14 protein-coding genes are annotated in these 21,553 nt (G+C 42.5%); 9 read left to right on the top strand and 5 right to left on the bottom strand.

The features are described from left to right. Nucleotides 1-306 precede the first annotated feature (306 nt). Together R2S57_RS18225 and R2S57_RS18220 are read right to left on the bottom strand one after the other, a co-directional pair. Nucleotides 307-1,476: a FecR family protein gene (locus R2S57_RS18225; protein WP_316846384.1), complete on the bottom strand. Its 1,170-nt coding sequence runs from the start codon at nt 1,474-1,476 to the stop codon at nt 307-309. Between the two features lie 89 nt (nt 1,477-1,565). Then, complete coding sequence (locus R2S57_RS18220) at nt 1,566-2,180, bottom strand: RNA polymerase sigma-70 factor (protein WP_316846383.1); 615 nt, start codon at nt 2,178-2,180, stop codon at nt 1,566-1,568. Between the two features lie 1,105 nt (nt 2,181-3,285). Here R2S57_RS18220 and R2S57_RS18215 point away from each other — a divergent pair. From R2S57_RS18215 to R2S57_RS18190, 6 genes are all read left to right on the top strand, one after another. Beyond that, entirely contained in the window at nt 3,286-4,671 is a 1,386-nt protein-coding gene (locus R2S57_RS18215) for an IPT/TIG domain-containing protein (protein WP_316846382.1), read from the top strand. A gap of 21 nt (nt 4,672-4,692) precedes the next feature. Further along, nucleotides 4,693-7,830 (top strand): TonB-dependent receptor, encoded by a 3,138-nt coding sequence (locus R2S57_RS18210; protein WP_316846381.1) that lies wholly within the window; start codon nt 4,693-4,695, stop codon nt 7,828-7,830. Nucleotides 7,831-7,833: 3 nt separating this feature from the next. Continuing rightward, nucleotides 7,834-9,921, top strand: a complete 2,088-nt coding sequence (locus R2S57_RS18205) for a RagB/SusD family nutrient uptake outer membrane protein (RefSeq protein ID WP_316846380.1) — start codon at nt 7,834-7,836, stop codon at nt 9,919-9,921. Between the two features lie 16 nt (nt 9,922-9,937). After that, nucleotides 9,938-10,939 carry a DUF4973 domain-containing protein gene (locus R2S57_RS18200; protein WP_316846379.1) on the top strand — a complete coding sequence of 334 codons (1,002 nt, stop codon included), beginning with the start codon at nt 9,938-9,940 and terminating at the stop codon, nt 10,937-10,939. A 302-nt stretch (nt 10,940-11,241) separates the two neighbouring features. After that, the gene (locus R2S57_RS18195) at nt 11,242-11,979 is read left to right on the top strand and encodes a DUF1080 domain-containing protein (protein ID WP_316846378.1); all 738 of its coding nucleotides are present in this window, start codon (nt 11,242-11,244) and stop codon (nt 11,977-11,979) included. Nucleotides 11,980-11,987: 8 nt separating this feature from the next. Next, a complete protein-coding gene (locus R2S57_RS18190; protein WP_316846377.1) occupies nt 11,988-13,343 on the top strand; it encodes a Gfo/Idh/MocA family oxidoreductase in 1,356 nt (451 codons plus the stop codon). Between the two features lie 93 nt (nt 13,344-13,436). On the opposite strand, the gene R2S57_RS18185 is transcribed toward R2S57_RS18190, so the two are convergent. Both R2S57_RS18185 and R2S57_RS18180 read right to left on the bottom strand, forming a co-directional pair. Beyond that, nucleotides 13,437-14,213: a DNA-binding response regulator gene (locus tag R2S57_RS18185; RefSeq protein ID WP_316846376.1), complete on the bottom strand. Its 777-nt coding sequence runs from the start codon at nt 14,211-14,213 to the stop codon at nt 13,437-13,439. A 1-nt stretch (nt 14,214) separates the two neighbouring features. Beyond that, nucleotides 14,215-17,367 (bottom strand): two-component regulator propeller domain-containing protein, encoded by a 3,153-nt coding sequence (locus R2S57_RS18180; protein WP_316846375.1) that lies wholly within the window; start codon nt 17,365-17,367, stop codon nt 14,215-14,217. Nucleotides 17,368-17,675: 308 nt separating this feature from the next. Between R2S57_RS18180 and R2S57_RS18175 the strand changes: the two genes are divergently transcribed. The 3 genes from R2S57_RS18175 to R2S57_RS18165 all read left to right on the top strand — a co-directional run bounded on the left by R2S57_RS18175 (nt 17,676) and on the right by R2S57_RS18165 (nt 21,041). Further along, the gene (locus tag R2S57_RS18175; protein ID WP_316846374.1) at nt 17,676-19,250 is read left to right on the top strand and encodes a family 43 glycosylhydrolase; all 1,575 of its coding nucleotides are present in this window, start codon (nt 17,676-17,678) and stop codon (nt 19,248-19,250) included. 316 nt (nt 19,251-19,566) lie between these two features. Next, nucleotides 19,567-19,902 (top strand): hypothetical protein, encoded by a 336-nt coding sequence (locus R2S57_RS18170; RefSeq protein ID WP_316846373.1) that lies wholly within the window; start codon nt 19,567-19,569, stop codon nt 19,900-19,902. A 32-nt stretch (nt 19,903-19,934) separates the two neighbouring features. Next, nucleotides 19,935-21,041 (top strand): glycoside hydrolase family 105 protein, encoded by a 1,107-nt coding sequence (locus R2S57_RS18165; protein ID WP_316846372.1) that lies wholly within the window; start codon nt 19,935-19,937, stop codon nt 21,039-21,041. A gap of 76 nt (nt 21,042-21,117) precedes the next feature. On the opposite strand, the gene R2S57_RS18160 is transcribed toward R2S57_RS18165, so the two are convergent. Beyond that, the gene (locus R2S57_RS18160) at nt 21,118-21,252 is read right to left on the bottom strand and encodes a hypothetical protein (RefSeq protein WP_316846371.1); all 135 of its coding nucleotides are present in this window, start codon (nt 21,250-21,252) and stop codon (nt 21,118-21,120) included. Nucleotides 21,253-21,553 lie beyond the last annotated feature (301 nt).

Below are 21,553 nucleotides of genomic sequence, written 5' to 3'. Positions count from 1 at the left end.
GGCAGTTGCTATACCTGATTTAGTATAAATTCGATACATTTGGTTAGTGTTGGTTCTTAAGCAGTCTGCCTCCGGCGGTCGAAAACTGTTGGCATGCCGCGTTCAATTGTAATTCAATGAATGGTTCCAAACGCAACCAGGAGTGCTTCACTTCTGGTTTGCTTATTTATTTGATCTTACTCCTGTAAATATTTTCTCATTTCTATGGTTTAATGGCAGCCCTACGCCTCAAAAAGCAATACGGCCAGCCCGTTAAGGGTAAACAACTTGTTTATATTGATCTATCCGAAAAATTTGCTCCGGGATTTATCTAGCCACATACACTTTTCTTCCCGCGATTTTAAAGTGTACCTGCCCTGAGGATTCGATGTGTTTCAGCACCGCTGATAAGGTCCTGCTTCTGGAAATCCAGCCTCCCGATTTCATATTCTGCGGAACTGAGGCCTCGTAAACCACGTCGACATTATACCAGCGTGCGATTTTACGCATGACTACCCTAAAATCCAGTTCGTCCAGATTGAAATCGCCCTCTTTCCAGTCGATCACGTTTTCGAGGTTTGCCGCGTTGAGTTCAATGCTGTTTCCGTTGTTGATGGCCTGCTCGCCCGGTTTAATCACTTTCCGCAATTTGCCTGAGGTGATACTTACTGAGCCTTCGATCAGGGTAGTGGCCACAGCCCCTTCGTCAGGGTAGCTGTTGATGTTAAAGTGGGTACCCAATACCTCTACCTCCTGTTTATCAGTAGAAACCACAAAGGGATGGGCTTTATCTTTGGCGATTTCAAAATAGCCTTCGCCCTGAAGCTTCACCCTGCGTTTGCCGTTTTCCAGCAGACGCAAAGAATAGGTCAAACTGGAAGCCGAGTTGAGCCATACATAGGAACCGTCGGGAAGTTTTAACTTATAGGTTTCTCCATTCACGGTGGATAGGGTATTGCTTTTGCCCGGGTCGCCCGAATTGCTGTTAAGCTCGTAAGTGACTTCCCCGTTACCGGATTTGGTGATCATTACACCAGCCTCTTTGGCCACTTCTCCGTTCCGCACATCGCTCAGCCTGATTTTCTTACCATTGGACAAGGTTAAGGTAGCGCCCGACATCCCAGGGGCGATATCATTTTGTTTAACCAGCTGATCGGCAGGCTTCTCCCGGTAATTGGTGTAATAAAGCAGACCTAAGGCGAAAATAAGGGCAAGTACCGCAGCGGCGGTAGCCATACGTGGCCATAAATGAATAGTTTTGGCAGGTTGAGCCTTGGGGCTGGCTACTATAGACTGAAATATCCGTTCTTTGGCATCCGCACTCAGGCTGGTCAGCACTTTGGGCTGTTTGTAGCTTTCGGAAATAAGCCCTTCTAAAAACCCGGCATACCCCGGATCTTCCACATAGGATAAAAATTCGAGCCGTTGTTGCTCGGTAATGTTTTTTGAGAGATACTTATCGAAAAGTTCAGCAAGCCTTAATTGCCCCTTGGTCATGTGTTTTTTTGGTTAGCTATGTTAAGGTTATTTCGCCTTATCGATTACACTGACACTTCAGAAAGCAAAGGGGGTAGTGGGATTTGAATTTATTTTAAAAAAATAATCATCAGTGCCGGATAGAGAGCCGCATGCCGTTTAAAATGTTCTCGGATGGTGGCCAGTGCCCGTTTCATATGGTAGTGTACGGTATCTGCCGAAATATTCAACTGTGCTGCCGCCTCATCATATTTTAACCCTTCGAAATGGCATAAGGCATATACCCTGCGCTGCTGTTCGGGCAGCTTGCGCACGATATCATCCAGCAACTGTTTGGCTTCTTTATAGTCGAGTTTTTGCTGGGTACCCAGATCATTCTCCGTGGTGTTCAGGCCCAATTCGGTTTTAACCCTGCTGATTACTGCTTCATGCCGCAAGAGGTTCAAAGCCTGGTTACGCGCCAGCCGGTTCAGGTAAGCGCCAAAATTTTCGATCCCGGGCAAATGACCGCGGTTAAACCATACTTTTAAAAAGATATCCTGTACAATCTCCTCCGCGTCTGAATCAGAGCGGGTGATTTTCTGCGCAAAAGTAAAAACCAATTGCTGGTAGTGCTCAAAAACCGCCCTGAATGCGAGCTCATCCCCACTAGCGATTCGCACCAGTAGCTCAGTCTCATTCAAAAGGTTTTTCTCACCCATATTCTCTATTCGCTTCGTAAACAAAAATTTTAGCATAAAGGCAGAGCAAGGTTTCAACTTACTTTTAAACCAGGTGTGCCCAATAAGGGTATCACTGAACATGGAGATTGCCATTTTTTGCCAGGGACTAAACTATTCAATTTTTTTCGAAAATACCTAACTGACGGGGGGCGGACTGAGACCATCTCCCACACCGTTGACTGCCATTCTGCTCCCTGAATTTTTATACACGCTCGGATATGCATCCCAGATTCATCTATTTGGCCTTACGGGGAGTAAAGGTAGGATGAATGAAAATAAATAGTGCTGAAAAAAACAAATAAAAGCTTGCAAAATTCAAACAGAAGGTTCCATTTCCGAAACTTTGATACAAATCGACAAAAAGTTGAACAGATAATAATAGCGGTATTCCTTTACTTTGATTTCAATTAACCAAATAACAAACCTTACCGCAAATTTCTTCAAGCAGCAACACTATGCTTTTGCGGTTTTAATACTTTTTATGAGAAACAAATTATTTATTTCAGACGATTGATCCTCAGTAATTTATCTAAACCAATTAAATAAGGGAAATTAACTAAAACGATGCTATGCTCAATAAATACTTATCCGTCCTAAATACATACCCCGTTCCAGAATAAACAAATCCGTAATTAGCCCCCCAAACAAAAAGCTAAAAAATAATGCCTATAACGGTAATATTAACGCTGAGTTTAGTGGCGTATTCAGATGGCTGTTTGCAGCTGATCTGATGTTATTGCGGACCAAGATTGTTGGTGTCAATTGTAAAACGATTTACTGATTATTTTATCTAAACACCAATAACTAAAGCAAAACAGTTCAGGACATCCTATATGATATTTCCGGTTTACAGGTAGACCAATAATGTTTCCTGCAAAAAGATGAAGGCTCTATGCAGAGCACTGGTCGGCGTTACGATTATCACGCCGAAGGACATTGCTATGCCCATTCCTTAGGAAATATTGTTTGATGGTGTCAGTTTAGCCGTATTGTAATCCTGCCATTTCGAAAATAATACAGCAACCAGTATTGGTTATAAGCCCGAGCGGGGAAAGAAATAATAAAATCCAATGTAACCCGGCTATAGCCGGATAAAAGCAATATGTATATGAAAATTAAAAACAAGGTTAAAACCAGACGCTGGCAAATCCGTTGGATGCTGCTCGGGTTGATCGCGCTTTCCTTAACACATTGTAAACAGGATGAGTTGCCACAAGAAGCAGCTTACGATCCGTCTAAACCAGTCACTGTTAGCGACTTCTATCCTAAGGAGGGAAGCGTAGGGAACAACCTGGTGATATATGGTGAGAATTTCGGAAACGATCTTTCCAAAATAAAAGTAATGATCGGAGGAAAACCGGCCAAAGTGATCAGCGTAAAAAATAATGCCATTTATTGCATCATTCCGGAGAAAGCCTATGCCGGAGACATCGTCGTGAGTGTTCTTGGCGATAACAAGGAAGAACTTGCGCATGGTGCATCAAAACAAGCGTTCTCATATACCAGAAAATTGCTTGTTTCCACTTTCCTGGGCAAATATTATCAGGTGCCCACAAGTTTTGAAGAAAAGGAAGGTCCGTTTAATGATTGTGGTGCATTTAAGGGGATCCTGTGGCTCACCTTTGATCCCAAAAACTACAACCACCTGTATTTTTCGGCCGATGTAAACAGTTGCCGTTTGATTGATTTTGAGAAACAGTTTGTCAGTTACTTCAGGACGGATCTCGACAGGGTATCGATATTAAACTGGAGGATTGATGGCAATCAGGATATGATTGTTTCCCATAACCACTCCAGTGATACCAAAAATGGCAATTATTTGTTTACCCGTGAATCAAATTTTCTTCAGAAGAAAGCCATAGAGGTTTATGCCAGGGGTGTTAACGGTACAATTGTTCATCCCCAAAACGGTGAATTATACTATTCACGGTATAGAGCGGGTGATATCCGCAGGTATGATTTTAATACCAAAGAAGACAAATTAGTGTTCTCCAATCCCTATAGTGCAGTGGCGGTTTACATGGTGATGCACCCTTCAGGAGACTATGCCTATCTGGTCGAATTTGAAAAACATTTTATCATGCGCACCGATTACGACCGGGAAAAGAAAACCTTTAAAACCCCCTATACCATCTGTGGAGCAGCAGGTACTTCAGGTTATGCCGATGGAATTGGCACAAACGCCCGTTTAAACAATCCTGTGCAAGGCGTATTTGTGAAAAATCCGGATTATGAAACAGCAGGGGGAGATCAGTACGATTTCTATTTCTGCGATAAGGCCAACCATGCCATTCGCATTTTGACCCCACAGGGTAGAGTGAGCACATTCGCCGGTCGCGGGAACAATGGTACAAGCGGTTATGCAGATGGCGATTTACGTACGGAAGCCCGTTTCAACAATCCGCAGGCAATAGCCTATGATGAGACCAAGAAAGTTTTTTATATCGGTGATACGGGCAACTGGCTAATCCGCAAAATAGCTAAAGAAGAATAACAGATGAAGACCTACTATATAATGATGAGATTTATTTTACTAACATGCATGGTTTTCCTGGCGATTTCCTTTGATGCCCTTGCTCAGGATGTAATCGTTAAGGGAGTGGTAACCGATGAAAAAAAACTACCCATACCGGGAGTAAGTATATCGATCAGTAATTTGCCCGGTTTGGGTGCCATTACTGATGGAGATGGAAAATATAGCATCAAGATGCCTCCCTATCAAACATTGGTATTTACCTATGTTGGATATGAAAAGAAAGAAGTACTGGTGAAAGAACAAAGGATTGTGAATGTCACCCTGAAAGAATCAGATGCAAGCGTACTAAATGAGGTTGTGGTAACTGCCACCGGGGGTGAAAGAAAAATAGCCATTACCGGAGCCATTACAACGGTAAATGTTGATCGGTTGAAGTCGAACCCTTCCACTTCCATGGCAGATGCATTGGCCGGGGTTGTGCCAGGTATTCAGGCCATGCAAACTTCGGGGCGTCCGGGCAGCATCTCTGAATTTTGGGTGCGCAGTATCTCTACCTTTGGGGCCAGCAATGCGGCTTTGGTATTGATTGACGGCTTCGAACGTGATATGAATGAAATCAATGTAGAAGATGTAGAATCTTTTTCTGTATTGAAAGATGCTTCAGCAACAGCAATGTATGGCAGTAGGGGCGCCAATGGTGTTATCCTGATCAAGACCAAACGGGGAAAGGAGGGGAAAGTGAATATCAATGCCAAAGTAGAAGGCTTTTACAATACGCTTACCAAACTTCCGGAATTTGTTGACGGATACCAATATGCCTCAATGGCCAATGAGGCAAAGGTTGCCCGCAATCAACAGCCTCTTTTTTCGAACACAGAACTTGAGGTACTGCGCCTGGGACTGGATCCTGACCTGTTCCCCAATGTAAACTGGATGGATGTGGTATTGCGCGACGCCGCAAAAAGTCAGCGTAGTATCCTGAATTTGAGTGGAGGTGGAAAAACTGCCCGCTATTATCTATCAGGAAGTTACCAGAACCAGCAAGGCATGTACAAGGTAGATGATGCCCTTGGAGATTATAATACCAATGCCAATTTCAACAAATATACGTATCGTTTGAGTGTAGATATGGACATCACCAAATCTACCCTATTAACCGTAGGCGTGTCGGGGTCGCTGCGAAAACAAAATGACCCTGGAGTAGGCACTAATGCGATATGGACTGCGCTGATGGGCTATAATGCGATCACCTCGCCAATCAGGTATTCGGATGGAAAGATCCCGGCCAGTGATGATGGCGATAATGATCCGAATAACGACATGGACCGGTTCAATCCCCTGGTTCAGGGAACCATGACGGGTTACAATGAAAGCTGGAGCAATAACATACAGACCACTTTAAATTTAGATCAGAAATTAGATTTTATTACCAAAGGCCTGCGGTTTATCGGCCGCTTTGGCTATGATACTTATAACAATAATTATATCAAGCGGTATAAGTTTCCTGAGCTATGGAGCGCCAATCGTTACCGCGACACCGCAGGAAATCTAGTGTTTAAACGCATAAAGGAAGAACAAAAGATGACCCAGACTTCAGGTTCAGATGGCGATAAACGCGAGTTTTTTGAATGGGAGACGCACTATAACAACAATATAGGCGCGCATAATTTCGGCGGGGTTCTAAAATACAGCCAGAATTCAAAGGTATTCACCCAGAATATTGGTACAGATCTTAAAAATGGAATTGCACGCCGGAACCAGGGCTTGGCAGGGCGTGTTAATTATAACTGGAACTCACGTTATTATGTTGATTTTAATTTTGGCTACACCGGTTCGGAGAATTTCCATAAGGATTACCGTTTTGGATTCTTCCCGGCCATTTCGGGTGCTTGGAATATAGGAGAAGAGCCAATCGTGAAGAAATTGGGATGGGTAGACATGTTTAAAGTCCGCTATTCGTACGGAAAAACCGGGAACGACAACCTGGGCGACATCAGATTTCCTTATCTGTACACGTTAGAACAATTTTACCAAAAGGATGCCAACGGAAATATTCAATACTATCCTGATGGAACCCCTATAGGTGCCGGAGGTTATCAGTTTGGCGATTATGAGTCTTCAGCCCGTCCATGGGGAGGTTTGGGTTTCACTTCAGTAGCATCACCGAATGTAACCTGGGAGATCGCTACCAAACAGGATTTGGGTATCGACTACTCGTTCTTCCATGATAAGTTTAGCGGGGCGGTAGACTACTTTACCGAACGCCGGGAAGGAATTTATATGAGCCGTAACTTTCTGCCAGGATATGTGGGCCTCGAAAACAATCCTTCTGCTAACGTGGGTGAAGTAAAAGCACATGGATTTGATGGGAATTTTACATTCAAACAAAAGATTGCTGGAGTAGATCTGACCCTGCGTGGCAATGCCACTTATAGTAAGAGTGAGATCCTGGAAAGAGATGAAGAGAATACAATTTACGGCTATAAGCTTCAGGAAGGACATCGCGTAGACCAGGCAAGAGGATTGGTGGACTTAGGTCTGTTCAAAGATTACGATGATATCCGCAATAGTGCCAGACAATCATTCGGAGAGGTAATGCCCGGCGATATCAAATACAAAGACATCAATGGCGACGGGGTTATTGACGATAATGATATTGTGGCTATTGGCGCTACAACCCGGCCGAACCTTACCTATGGATTTGGTCTTTCAGCAAGCTGGAAAGGACTGGATATCAATGTCCACTTTCAGGGAATAGGAAAGTCGACTTATTTTATTAATGGTTCTTCGGTTTACATGTTCAGTTTGGGGCAGAACTGGGGAAATATACTCAATGATGTCGCAGACAGTAACCGTTGGACGTTAGGCACCAATGAAGATCCGAATGCAGATTATCCCCGCCTGACTTATGGGCCAAACGCTAATAATTACCGGGCATCTACATACTGGCTCAGGGATGGCTCTTATCTGCGTTTAAAGACCTTGGATGTGGGTTATTCCTTGCCTAAAAGCCTGGTTAACAAGGTCCATCTCAATAACGTCCGTTTCTTTTTAATCGGGACCAACTTATTTACATTCAGCAAATTTAAGCTATGGGATCCGGAGCTTGGAAACTCAACCGGAAAAGTTTATCCTCTTAGCAAAACATTATCGTTAGGGGTATCAGTTAACTTATAAGCAATGAAGAATATGAAAAAAATATTGATCGTTTTAACCTTTACGGGCGCTGTATTAATTATCGGCGGATGTAAAAAATTTCTCGATTCTGATTATCTCTTTGATGAACGGTTGACCACAGAGGAGGTTTTTACCAACTCGGATTATGCGAACCGTTGGTTAGCAAAGGCTTATTCATATCTGGGCAGTAATTATCTTCAGGATGTGAGCAGTAAAAAATCCATACCTTTTAATTTTGCAGACGATATGTATTACGGCGATGAAAGTGACGGATACAAAAGATGGAAAAACGGACAATATACCGAAAATGGGATAAATGGCGAAAGCAAGGAGATATGGAACACTGCATATAAAGGTATCCGACAGGCATCTATTTTCATCAACAGTATTGATATTAATACCACGTTTACCAAAATTGAAATTGAAAACCTCAAGGGGCAGGCCCGGTTTTTAAGGGCTTATTATTATTGGATACTGTTGCGTACCTATGGGCCAGTGCCTATTATACCAGATGAAGGTATCGACTATACCAAAGAGTATGATGATATTGCGCAGCCCCGCAATAGCTATGAAGAATGTGCGGTTTATCTTTCAAACGAACTGGTAGAAGCCGCAAAAGGCCTATCGCCCCAGCAAGGGATCCAGCAGATTGCCCGCCCAACCCGCGGTGCGGCTTTGGCCCTTCGTGCCAGGATATTGTTGTACGCAGCAAGTCCGCTTGCCAACGGAAAAGCGCCTGCTGAAGTAGCTGCGGCATTGGTTACCAAAGATGGGAAACCGCTGCTTTCCCGTAGCTATGATGAATCCAAATGGGCGAGGGCTGCTGCCGCTGCAAAAGATGTGATGGATCTTGGTCAATATCATTTGTATGTTGCTTTTAAGAAAACTACAGGCGATGCTGCTTACCCTGCCACTGTTACTCCTCCATTCGACAATAATTTTTCCAATAGCGCCTGGCCTTCGGGCTGGAGCGATATCGATCCTTATGAATCGTACCGGGCTTTGTTTAACGGAACAGTTCCTGCCTACCAAAATCCGGAACTGATTTTTACGCGTGGACAAAATCAGGGTGGCGAAGGTATAAATGTTTTGGTGGTACATCAACTGCCGCGACTGGAGGGAAAAGGTTATAATTCGCATGGTATGACCCAAAAACAGGTTGATGCGTATTCCATGAATGACGGTAGCGATATACCAGGCATGAACAGCATGTATGCCGGCAGACAGGGATATGAAGGCCGGTATAATACCCAACAACGGACAACAGGTTTTGTAACACAAGAAGAACTGGCCAAATACCCTGAGTTAGGTCCATTGGGCATTGGTGTAAATAAACAGTTTGTTCAGCGTGAACCCCGTTTTTATGCTTCAGTATCGTATAATGGCTCTACATGGAATCTTCTGAATGCTGAAAGCGTGAGAGATGAGAAGAGTAATGTTCAGATATTCTATTACAGAGGCGATCCGAATGGTTATAAAAATACGACCTATTGGCCACGTACAGGGGTGGGTATTAAAAAATATGTCCATCCCGATGACATCAGTAATGTGGCTGTTACGGCATACGATCAAAGCCGTATGAAACAAAAGGTTGATCCTGCCATCCGTTATGCAGAGGTGTTGCTGATCTATGCAGAAGCCTTAAATGAACTAAACGGATCTTATAATATCCCATCCTGGGATGGCAGTAAGACACATGCAATATCGCGGAATATCTCAGAAATGAAAATGGGGATCCAACCTATCCGTATCCGGGCAGGAGTAGCCGATTATGCAGGTGATGTTTATTCTGATCCGAATAAATTCCGTATCAGGTTAAAAAGGGAGCGCCAGGTGGAGTTATTTGCCGAAGGACACCGGTATTTCGATCTGCGCCGCTGGACCGATGCCCAGTCGGAAGAGTCGGCCCCAGTATATGGATATAATGCCTATGCTACTAAAGATCAGGCAGCCCTTTTTCACAATGTAGTGGAAACGCCGTCATTACCTTCCATTTTTACGCTTAAAATGTGGTTCTGGCCTATCCATTTTGATGAGTTAAGACGCAATAAATACCTGACACAAAACCCAGGCTGGACAAATCCTGAATAATTATAAATCTGCAAAAATGAAGAAGTATATATATAGTCTATTTTTATTGATAACAACAGCGGTATGCTTTGTTTCATGTAATGATGAATGGAAAGATGAGCAGTTTACTCAAATGGCATCATTTAAAACGGATCCAACGGCCCAGGGAGTAAGCTGGAGCTATCTACGTTATACTGCGACCGGAAAAGTAAGGTTCAATCTTCCGGTAATTATCAGTGGTTCTACGCCCAATCTTAAAAACCGGACCATACACCTTGGTTTAGACCCTGATACACTGGCCAGATTAAACCAGGAACAATATGGCCACCGCCAGGAGCTTTATTTTAAACAGCTGGATCAGAAGTATTATACCATGCCCCAAACTATAGATGTCCCGGCTGGCGTAAGCGCGGTTACCATACCGATCGATTTTACACTGGGAGATCTGGATCAATCTGATAAATGGGTATTGCCACTACAGATTTTAGATGATCCATCATATGATTATCAGGCTAACCCACATAAATATTATAGAAGGGCCATGTTGCGCATTACGCCATTTAACGACTACTCTGGCGAATACGGCGGCACTTTGTACAAAATATATCTCGAAGGGGATACCGAACCTTTGACCTTAAATACACACCGGACTTTTGTGGTGGATGATAAAACCATTTTTCTATACGCCGGAATCAGGGACATAGACTATCTGGACCGTAAAAATTACAAGGTATTTATAAAGTTTACTGATCAGGATATAGATATTCAAAAGAAAAAACTGGAAATCTGGAGCGATAATACTGCAAATAATAAATTCAAAGTGGGCGCGGCTCAATCTTATTATACCAGGGATGAAGCATGGGACGCAAAGCTTCCTTACCTGAAACATATTTATACCACACTTTATTTATCCTACGAGTTTGAAGATTATACTACGGTGCCCGGCCAAAGGCTGAAATACAGGGTAGATGGGACATTATCGATGCAGCGAGACCTGAACACCTTGATTCCAGACCAGGATCAGCAGATTCAATGGTAAAGGAGATAATTAGATTGCAAGTATGGGGCTGCCGGGAATTTTCCGACAGCCCTATCGTATTTTAATTGTTTTACGCCATTTGAGACAAATCGACAATAACTTGAACATATATTGCAGGAGCCATTGGTTTACTTTGGCAATAGAACCATTTATAAACTTATTAAACACATCGAATTGCAAATGCAATAGCCAGCATGAGGATCAATTTCTTTATCTCGCTTATTTGGCGCTTTATTGCCCGCAAAGCAGTCGTGAAAACTAAATACTTTAAACACATAAACAATTATTATAAATTAAATTCAATGAAAAACTACAGGTTAATTTACACATTATTACTAAGCCTTTTTGCCTTGAACCTGGCACATGCACAAAACACCCTAAGCAAAAGTGAAAAAAAAGAAGGTTTCAAACTGCTTTGGAACGGTAAAGACGCAACGGGCTGGAGGGCTATATTTAAAGAACAGTTTCCGGCCAAGGGTTGGGAAATGAAAGATGGAATATTAACGGTACTGGCCTCTAACGGACAGGAGCAGGGCTCCGGTGGCGACATTGTAACCCGGGATGAATATTCGGCCTTTATCTTGAAATTCGATTTCAAACTGAGCCCGGGTGCCAACAGTGGCATAAAGTATTTTGTAACCGAGCAGGAGAAAACCAATTTATCGGGCATTGGATTAGAATTCCAGGTATTGGACGACGAAAAACATCCGGATGCGAAACTGGGCAAAAACGGCAACCGCAAACTGGGTTCTTTATATGATCTTATTCCTTCTAACAAACCAGTATCAGTTATTAAGCCGATTGGCGAATGGAATAACGGAGAGATTAGGGTTTATCCAAATGACCATGTTGAGCATTGGTTAAATGGTGTAAAAGTACTTGAATATGAGCGCGGTTCAGATGCATTTGAAAAACTGGTGGCTGGAAGTAAATACAAAACCTGGAAAAACTTTGGCGAAGCCAAACAAGGGCACATCCTCATCCAGGATCACGGCAACAATGTTTCGTACAGAAACATTAAAATAAAAACACTTAAATAATACGTGTCATGGAAGAATCGAGAAGAGATTTTATAAAGAAGGCCGCAATTGCGGCAGCAGGAACCTATGTAGGTACTTTTGGGATATCGGCCAAAAGTTATGCGAATATTATCGGTGCCAACGATCGGGTTAGGGTTGGCGTGGTCGGTTTTTCCGACAGGTTTAAGGATACATTGTTCCCCTGTTTTTTGAACCACAATAAAGAGCTGAATTTTGATATTGTTGCCCTTTCCGATTTATGGAACTACCGCCGTGAGCTGGGGACTGATCACATCAAAAATAAAATCGGACATGGCATTACTTCCTGCAAAAACAACGATGAACTTTATGCAATAAAAGATCTCGACGCCGTAATCATCAGCACGCCAGATTTTGCACACGCATCGCATGCCATCGAAGCTGTTAAAAACAAAAAAGATGTGTACTGCGAAAAGCCTTTTGCCGAAACCATGGATGATGCTAATGCCGCATTAAAAGCCGTAAGGTCTTCGAAGCAGATTCTGCAGATTGGTTCGCAACGGCGCAGTGGACAAAACTATCAGGCTGCTGCCGGTTTTATTAAAGAAGGTAAATTTGGCGATATTACCATGGTAGAGTTGAGCTGGAATGTCAACCAGCCAGGCCGTTGGCGCCGTCCGGATCTTGTAGCCAGGTTGAAAGAACAGGATACCGATTGGAAACGCTTTTTGTTAAACCGGCCATACGAAGCATTTGATCCAAGGATCTATCTCGAATACCGTCTTTTCTGGCCCTACTCCTCAGGTATGCCCGGGCAGTGGATGAGCCATCAGATCGATACCGTACATTGGTTTACGGGTTTATCTCATCCACGTAGTGTAATCGCCAACGGTGGCATTTACCAATGGAAAGATGGCCGCCGCAATTGGGATACCACGACGGCCGTTTTTGATTATGGCCCGCTTGATGATATGACTAAAGGTTTCCAGGTGGTGTTTACCTCCAGGATGCACAATGGCGATGAAAGACCGGCGGAGATTTATTATTCAAACGGTGGGGAATTAAACCTCATTACCAATACCATATCGCCACGAGGTGGCTTAACGGCAAGAGCAGCGGCAGCGATGAAAATGAAAGCAAACCTTTTACCCGAAATCAAACTTGCTGCGCCATCTGCTGCTGCGGCATCGGCCAACACCGGTGCCGATGTGTTAAGTTCCAACCATATGCGCAATTGGCTGGAGTGTATCCGGAGCAGAAAGGAACCCAATGCCCCAGTAGAAGCAGGTTATATGCACTCTATTGCCAACATCATGACCAATGCCGCAGTGCGTACCGGAGGAAAAGCAACCTTTGATGCTATCCGTCAGCAGGTAATGGTAGAAGGAAAAATATTCAAATATTAACGCCCCTCAACTGATCAGGGATGTACTGGAGAAAATTCAGGCATCCTTGATCTTTTTTACCTGATGATAATTTATTAAAAATCGGCTTACGTTTTACTCTTCTTTCGTATCCTTAGCCAACGAATTCATGTACTCCTGTGGAGTCACTTTAAAATACCTCAGGAAATTTTTATTGAACAGGCTTTGGGTGCTGTAACCCACCATCTTTGCAATCTCGAAGAAACTGAATTCGTTCTGGGCAATCAATTTGGTGGCTTTTTTAAGGCGGGTAACATCAATCAATTCTTTTGGCGATAGGGCAGAAATAGCCTTTATTTTGCGGTAAAGGGTAGGACGGCTCATGTGCATGTGCTCGGCTAGCTGGTCGATATCCAGATAAGGATCCTGGATATTTTTACGGACATATTCATCCAGCCTCTTTAAAAATGCTTCTTCTATTTTTGAATTGGCCACTACGCGCACATCTTCGAAGGGCGCACTTGCAAAATGGGCCTTAATTTTTAAACGGTTCTGCAGCAGATTAGCCACCTGAACCCGTAAGAGCTGCGGTGAAAATGGTTTTTTAACATAAAGATCGGCACCAACTTCCAGTCCTTCAATGTGTGCCTTATAGGTGTTTTTAGAAGTAAGCAGTATAATCGGGATGTGGCAATATTCTACGTTTGATTTGATCAGTCTGCAAAGTTCAAAACCATCAATCCCAGGCATCATAATATCTGAAATGATCAGATCTACGATCTCATTGTCCAGAATTTCCTGTGCTAACGCTCCATTAATGGCCAGGTGTAGTTTGTAAGTATTCCCAAAAACTTGTGTCAGGAACTCGAGGATATCCTCATTGTCATCAATAATTAGAATACTATCAGTCATATTATTTTATCTTTTTCCAACTGCTCAGCTTAAACTCGAATTTTTGGTGAATCGGTAAATTTAGCTCAAAAACCACCTTGTTAACATTGCTTTCCAATAATTTTAGCGAACCATTATGCAATTCACTTAACGATTTCGCAAGCGAAAGGCCTATTCCCGTACCAGGTTTATCTTTGCCGTATAACCTGAAAAAGGGCTCGAAAATCTGTGATTGGTATTGTTGTGGTATGCCTCTGCCGTCGTTGGTAAAGGTAATGGTGAAGTGTCCGTTTGTTTGATCAGAAGCAGTTAACTTTACATCCACTTTGCTCGCTCCGTATTTTATGGCGTTAGAAATCAGGTTGTTGCAGATCTTTACCAAAGCTTCTCTATCCGCAAAGGCAATGATATGGTTTTTAGGCAGATCAAGATTTAGCATGATATTGCTTTTTAGTGCCTCGGGTTTGAAAGCATCAATCTGCTCTTTTAAGAGGACATTGATATCGGTATTCACAAAATTTAAACCGAACTGATGCATTTCCGTTTTTCGGAAATCAAGCAATTGATTGGTGAGCTTAGCCAAACGGTTGGCGTTTTTTTCAACCATAAGCAAACTACTTTTAATAGGCTGGCCGTCGGCCTCTTCGATCATCATCTCTACCGGACCCAAAATCAGGGTCAGCGGGGTTTGTATTTCGTGGGCGATGTTGGTAAAAAACTCGATTTTGGCCTCATAAATTTCCTTTTCCTTTTCGTGTTCAAACAGCTGTAACTTATTGAGGTTTTTACGTCCGATGTACCGGTGGTAATAGCGTATCGCCAGAAAAAGCCCTGTTGCAATCATAAACAAGTAGCAAATGTATGCTGTAATACTTTTCCAAAAAGGTGGAAGGATTTTAATAAAAAGTCGACGCTCTTTACCTGTCCAGCTTCCCACATTGCTTTTTGCCCTCACCACAAATGTGTAACTGCCGGGAGACAAATTGGTAAAATATGCCTTTCTATTGTTGATGAGGTAGGTGGGTACCTGTTCTACACCCTCCATTTGGTATTCATACCTGGTCACCTCGGGTGAGGCGTAATTAAGCGCGGCAAACTCAATATTAAAATTATTTTGGTCGTGCGCAAGCACTATAGTATCGGTGTAAGAAATGGATTTTGTTAGCGGACTATTTTCGGTATTTGGAAAAACTTCCTGATTGTTGATCTGAAAGCCTGTAATGAAAGTTGGGGGAGCAATATCTTTCTGCTCAAAATCAGATGGCTTAAAAGAAATCATTCCCTTTACCGATCCAAAAAACATTTTGCCGTTCTGATCTTTATAGGCAGAGCTAAAATTGAACTGATCGGCTATCAATCCGTTGGATTTGGTGTAGATCTTTATTTTTTCAGTACGTAAATCCAAGCATATCAGTCCTTTAAGTGAGCTTATCCACAGGCATTTCGAGTCGTCTTCAAGCGCCCGGAACAGGATATTGGTGGGCAGGCCATTTTCGGTCGTAAATTTTTTTAGTACCTTCCTATCCGGGCTTAGCCTGATAAGGCCACTGCCCTGAGTGGTAAACCACATGGCATGGTTGCTGTCTTCCATGATACCGCAAACCGCGAAATGGCTTACATTTTTATCTTTAATATCGTCATCTAAGCTGATGTTGCCGTGCTCGCCTGTTTTGGGATTGTAATAAAATGCACCCCTTGTAAAGCTCCCTGTCCAGATGTAACCAAAACTGTCTTCGTATATGTCGTAAACGGATGAATTGGGAATCTGTTCGATCCGTTTAAATGTTCTGGCTTTTTGATTAAATACAAACAGTCCCGACCGGGTATTATAGCCTGTGCCAACATAAATGTTACTGTCTCTGGATACGTATATAGACAGTACAAAATCGCTGGTCGCTTCATTTTTTTCAACGATGGTTTTAAACCGGTCGGTAACGGTTCCTTTTTTGATATCCATGATTTCCAGCCCATGAAGGAATGGACCAATAAACAATTGGTTATTGAATGCAAATAAACCATGGATATTCGGATAGGATACATCACCTTTGTTGCCTTTGGCAGTATAATTGGTGAAAATTCCCGTTTTTAAATTCAATTTATTGATGCCCGCATCTTCGGTACCTATCCATAAATTGCCCTTTTCATCAGGACAGATCTCTCTGACCGCGTTTCCAGAAATGGAATTGCTCCCCAAAAGCGGGTAGTATTTTTTGAACCTTGCATTGCGTTTTGAATAGTAACCCATTCCACCAAAGTAAGTACCGGCCCACATACCCCCCTCATTGTCTTTACAAACGGTATAAACGGCATTATCAGGGAGGGAGAAAGGATCACCAGCTTTTTTACGGAGGTTTTGGCTGGTATTGCTTGCCAGATCATAAATATAAATACCAGATTCTGTAGCGATCCAGTATTCCTGATTTTCTCCTTTGGTAATATCACGGACATAAATATCAGTATTATCACTATTGCGCAAGATGAGCGACTTGATCAGGCCAGTTTTGGTATCATAACTTTTTAGGCCTTGCTTAAAACAGCCTATCAATAGCTTGTTACCAGCTGCTGGAAATATTTTACTGATTGAGCGAAGGTTTACCGGAACATTCTGACTGATGATCCTGACACTTGTCTTCGATCTGTTTTGCGGATTATAGATCATTAATTGCCCGTCATCATTACCCATCAGAATGTTTCCTTGCACATCAATGGCAATGGAAGAGGCCGAAATTTTCAGGTTCAGTACCTTGTTGCTGCGCTGAATATATTGATGCAATTCATTGTTGGCCAAAAAATACAAATCGTTATGGTGATCGATTATAATGTGACTGATGTAATTCTGTGGAGCCTGTTCGAGCGGCGTAAATACTTCATTATAAGGGTTGTATTTAATAAGGCCACGACCGGTTCCGATCCACAGCATACCCTGTTTGTCTTCAACAAGACTGATGATGATATTATTGCCAATATTCCCGAATTTACTTTTTTCGTTTTTTAGGGTTTTAAAGGTATAACCATCAAAGCGGTTGAGTCCACCTCTGGTTCCAATCCAGATCAAACCTTTTTTGTCCTGTATAATTGCTTGTACCGAATTGTGGGCCAGGCCATCATCAGCCTGGTACTGTTTAAAATAACGAGATTGCCCCTTGCATGTCGGAACCGCAAGAAAGGGAGCCAATAACAAAAGGAATAATATAAACCGCCTAATCATCAATATCAAATATATATAAATAGAATGTGCTGTGATCCATCGCTCAGCTCTTGCACCATTTTGTTACAGATTGGCCGTTTTGTTGGTTGTTGACTATCAGTTTGTTGTGTGTTGAGCTTTGGTTTTGATAGAATGATTTGAGACATATCAACAAAAAGATGAACAAATTTTACGGGCATCATTGCATTACTTTGATTCGATATTTAACCAAATTAATAACCTTGCTGCAAATTTCTTCCACCGGCTACCATGCCTTTGCAGTTTTAGTGCTTTTTATGAGAAACAAATTATTGATTCATGTGGCAGCCACATTGTTGGTTTTAACAGGTTCTTGTCAGAAAGGTCCATCAACCGATAGAACTGATGACCTAAACAGGGTTGGGAAACTGGCAGCATTAAATGTAATTGCGGCAGCACCTCCGTTAGGCACCTTAATTGACGGGGCAATTTATCGGATCCGCGGCATGTCATCCTTACCAGATGGCCCTGTGGTTGAGGTTACCGGTAACTCAACGGCAGAAAATGCTGCCATCCAGCAATGGTCATGGTTTCCTAACAACGGGCAGAAATGGAAGCTGGTAAAAACCGATGCCACCCATTACAAACTGATCAATATCACCAGCAATAAATGTTTGAAATCGCCATCAGCTACATCTGGAGGCATTTTGCAACAAGGTACCGACGACGGTAGTGATGCGCAACAATGGTCTATCGATTATACGGGGAGCAATAATGTATATACCCTTACCAACAAAGCCACGGGCATGAAAATGGCTGTCGATCCTGAAAGCAGTACACCTGGTGCCAAAATAAGGCAAAAAACAACCCTAACCGGTACGCAGGGGATGTTTAATTTCCATGATACCAATTTCCAGAATCCGTTGATCAACGCAAGCAGGGCAGATCCATATGTTGCCCAAAAAGATGGCTATTATTATTTTATGTATACTCGGGGCAATAATATCGGACTCAGAAAAACCAGATCGATGTCGCTGTTATCTACAGCAGTAGAAACAGTGGTGTGGACTCCCCCGGCAGGTGCGGCTTATTCTTCCAATATCTGGGCGCCCGAGTTACATTTTCTCTCTGGTAAATGGTATCTCTACTTTGCTGCCAATGATGGAGGCGATGTAAGCCACCGCATGTTTGTACTGGAAAATTCCAATGCCGACCCGACTACCGGAACATGGACTTTTAAAGGGAAAATCAGCGATCCAAGTGATCAATGGGCTATTGATGGTTCTATTTTGACCGTTGGTACAACAAACTATTTCATTTGGTCGGGATGGGAAAATGTAGCCACTAAGTTTAAGCAATACATTTACATTGCACCAATGTCCGACCCGTGGACGATAAGTGGTGACCGGGTGAAAATATCATCGCCAACCAATAACTGGGAAAAATATGAACCCAGTGGTTCTTTGGGTGCGGGTGTTAACGAAGGGCCGATAATGCTCAGAGAGGATGCCAGCAGTCCGGTATTTATTATTTATTCTGCCAGCAGATACAGCAGCGATAATTATTGCCTGGCGCAGATTCAGTTAAAAACCGGGGGTAATCCTTTATTACCTGCCGATTGGATCAATAAAAAGCAGGTATTTGTTAAAAGCGATGTCAATGGGGTTTATGGCCCTGGTCACAATGGCTTTTTTACCAGTAGCTATACCGATCCAAACGGGGTGCTGCACAGTGAAAATTGGTTTATATACCATGCGCGGAGCGTAGCCAATACCGGTAATGGATCCAGGACACCGCGGATGCAAAAGCTAACCTGGAATGCAGATGGCTCACCAAATTTTGGAACCGCCGTTGCAACAGGACTTAACATTCCAATTCCTGTTGGAGAATAATAAATTTAGGCTGATATAAATTACCCAAAATATTAAACCATCACTATCAATTTGAGATAAAACGACAAAGGAATGAACATTTTTTTAAGGTACATTTTTTTACTTTGATGGCAGGAAACCAATATATCACGCTGCATCCCCGCTTTGTAAATAGAGCCCACGGGTATACGTAGATTTAACCCTTATGGTTCCCGCACCCAATAATTTAACCAAATATGAATTAAAGTTCTACTCAACAGGATTATAAAATCGGAACAAAACCCAGGTTATAATCGCTGACTAGAATTACTATAAAAAAATCGCTAAAGACGACAGCATGGAAAAAATGATCGGAAAAATGGTTAAAAAAATAGAAGTCCTGATCGATCTTTTGGGCTATGGCATCGTGGAATTGCCGGTGGCATACAGCCTGATTTTTACGGGTTTATCTCCGAGGGCGTACAACATAGACTGCCACATCGAACAATCCGACACGGCATTGCATTCCTGGCTTTGTTCGTCTGATTTTAAATTGGTTTTTTCGGAAATCGGTGGGGGTAAAGGTCATATGGTATGCTTCAGCGGTGAAGGCGTAAATAGGAATGTCTATTATCAAACGATGTTAAACGTCGTTGCTGATTACATTTTTTTAAAAGAAAAATTTTTCCTGTAAGGAATAGACTTTAAACCAAATTATAAATCAATATGTGTAGAAAATTAATTGCCTTATTTGTACTCTTAATTCCATTTCAGTTTCTGTTTGCCCAGAACAATCTTTTAAAAGATTTTCCTGAAGGATTTGGCCCGAAACAAGTAGGAAAACGTTTAGCTTACCGTTTTCTCGATAGAAAACACATGCTCCACGCGGGGAAATGGATCAGCTATCCGGAAACTTTCAATTGGACCGGAGCACTTAGATATGCCAAATTAACAAAAGATAAAAAACTCTTATCTCTTCTGGAAGAAAGGTTTGAGAAACTAGTTTCCCAAGAAAAGCAATTATTGCCGATTATGAACCATGTTGATCTGAACATGTTCGGAAGCCTGCCTTTGGAATTGTATCAGATTACCAAAGACAACCGTTATTTCGACCTTGGTATACCCTACGCAGATACCCAATGGGTTGTTCCGCAAAATGCGGATACAAAACAAAAAGAATGGGACGGTAGAGGATTTTCATGGCAAACACGCTTATGGATTGACGATATGTATATGATTACCATTGTTCAGGCCCAGGCCTACAAAGCAACCGGAGATGTAAAATATATTAATCGTGCTGCAAAAGAAATGGTACTTTATCTGGATGAATTACAACGCCCGAACGGCCTTTTCTACCACGCGCCCGATGTCCCCTTTTACTGGGGACGCGGCAATGGCTGGATGGCTGCCGGGATGACAGAACTGCTCCGCCTTCTTCCTGAAGACAATCAGGACCGTCCGCGCATTATACAGGGCTATCAGGCGATGATGAAAAGCCTGAAAAACTTTCAAACACCAAAGGGAACCTGGAATCAGCTGATAGACGAACCGGATTGCTGGGCCGAAACATCAGGGTCCGCAATGTTTACCTATGCTTTTATCAGCGGGGTAAAACATGGTTGGTTGAACAAACAAGAATATGCCGAACCCGCCCGAAAAGCATGGATGGCATTGGTGCCCTACATCAATGAAAAAGGTGATGTAGCGGAAGTATGTGTAGGAACCAATAAAAAGAACGATAAACAGTATTATTACGATCGCCCGAGGAATGTAGGCGATTCACACGGGCAATCTCCATACCTGTGGTGTGTTTATGCGTTATTGGAAAAATAAATAACAAGATAATAAGTGTGCTGTATTTGGTCATAACGCCGGCCGCTCTCATACGGTCGGCGAGTGCACACTCCCGTTAGCTTAGGGTGCTTCCGTCAGATTTCAGTAAAGAGGAACTGAAAGATGATATTTTTTGTTGTTTTTCTGCCACCAATACTTTAACATTTGAGCCTGCCGATGCTTTACACCAATCATGCAGGTACTTAACCATATCATACCTTTTAAGCTTCGGCGAAAATTGTTTTATGTTAGTCAGGTTCTGGTACACTATTATGAGGTACGTATAACTTTCAAGTATTGATTGCAATAGCGCACGGTCTTTTTTTATTATTGTTGTCTGTAGCCTATTAGCCAGTTTAATACCCAACTCATCCAAAGCATCCGTCTCGTCAACCACATGCTGTTTTTGAATACTGTTTGATAGTGCTCGGCTACGCATGTAAAATAACTATTGCTAAAGTTCATTGCCAACACTTGTAATTTTGCTTCTACTTCAATGGGGTCAGTTGTTA

The organism is Pedobacter psychrodurus (assembly GCF_032678585.1).
Taxonomy (GTDB): domain Bacteria; phylum Bacteroidota; class Bacteroidia; order Sphingobacteriales; family Sphingobacteriaceae; genus Pedobacter; species Pedobacter psychrodurus_A.
Note: the sequence above shows the minus strand (reverse complement) of the source record. Positions and strands in the feature narration are given on the sequence as shown.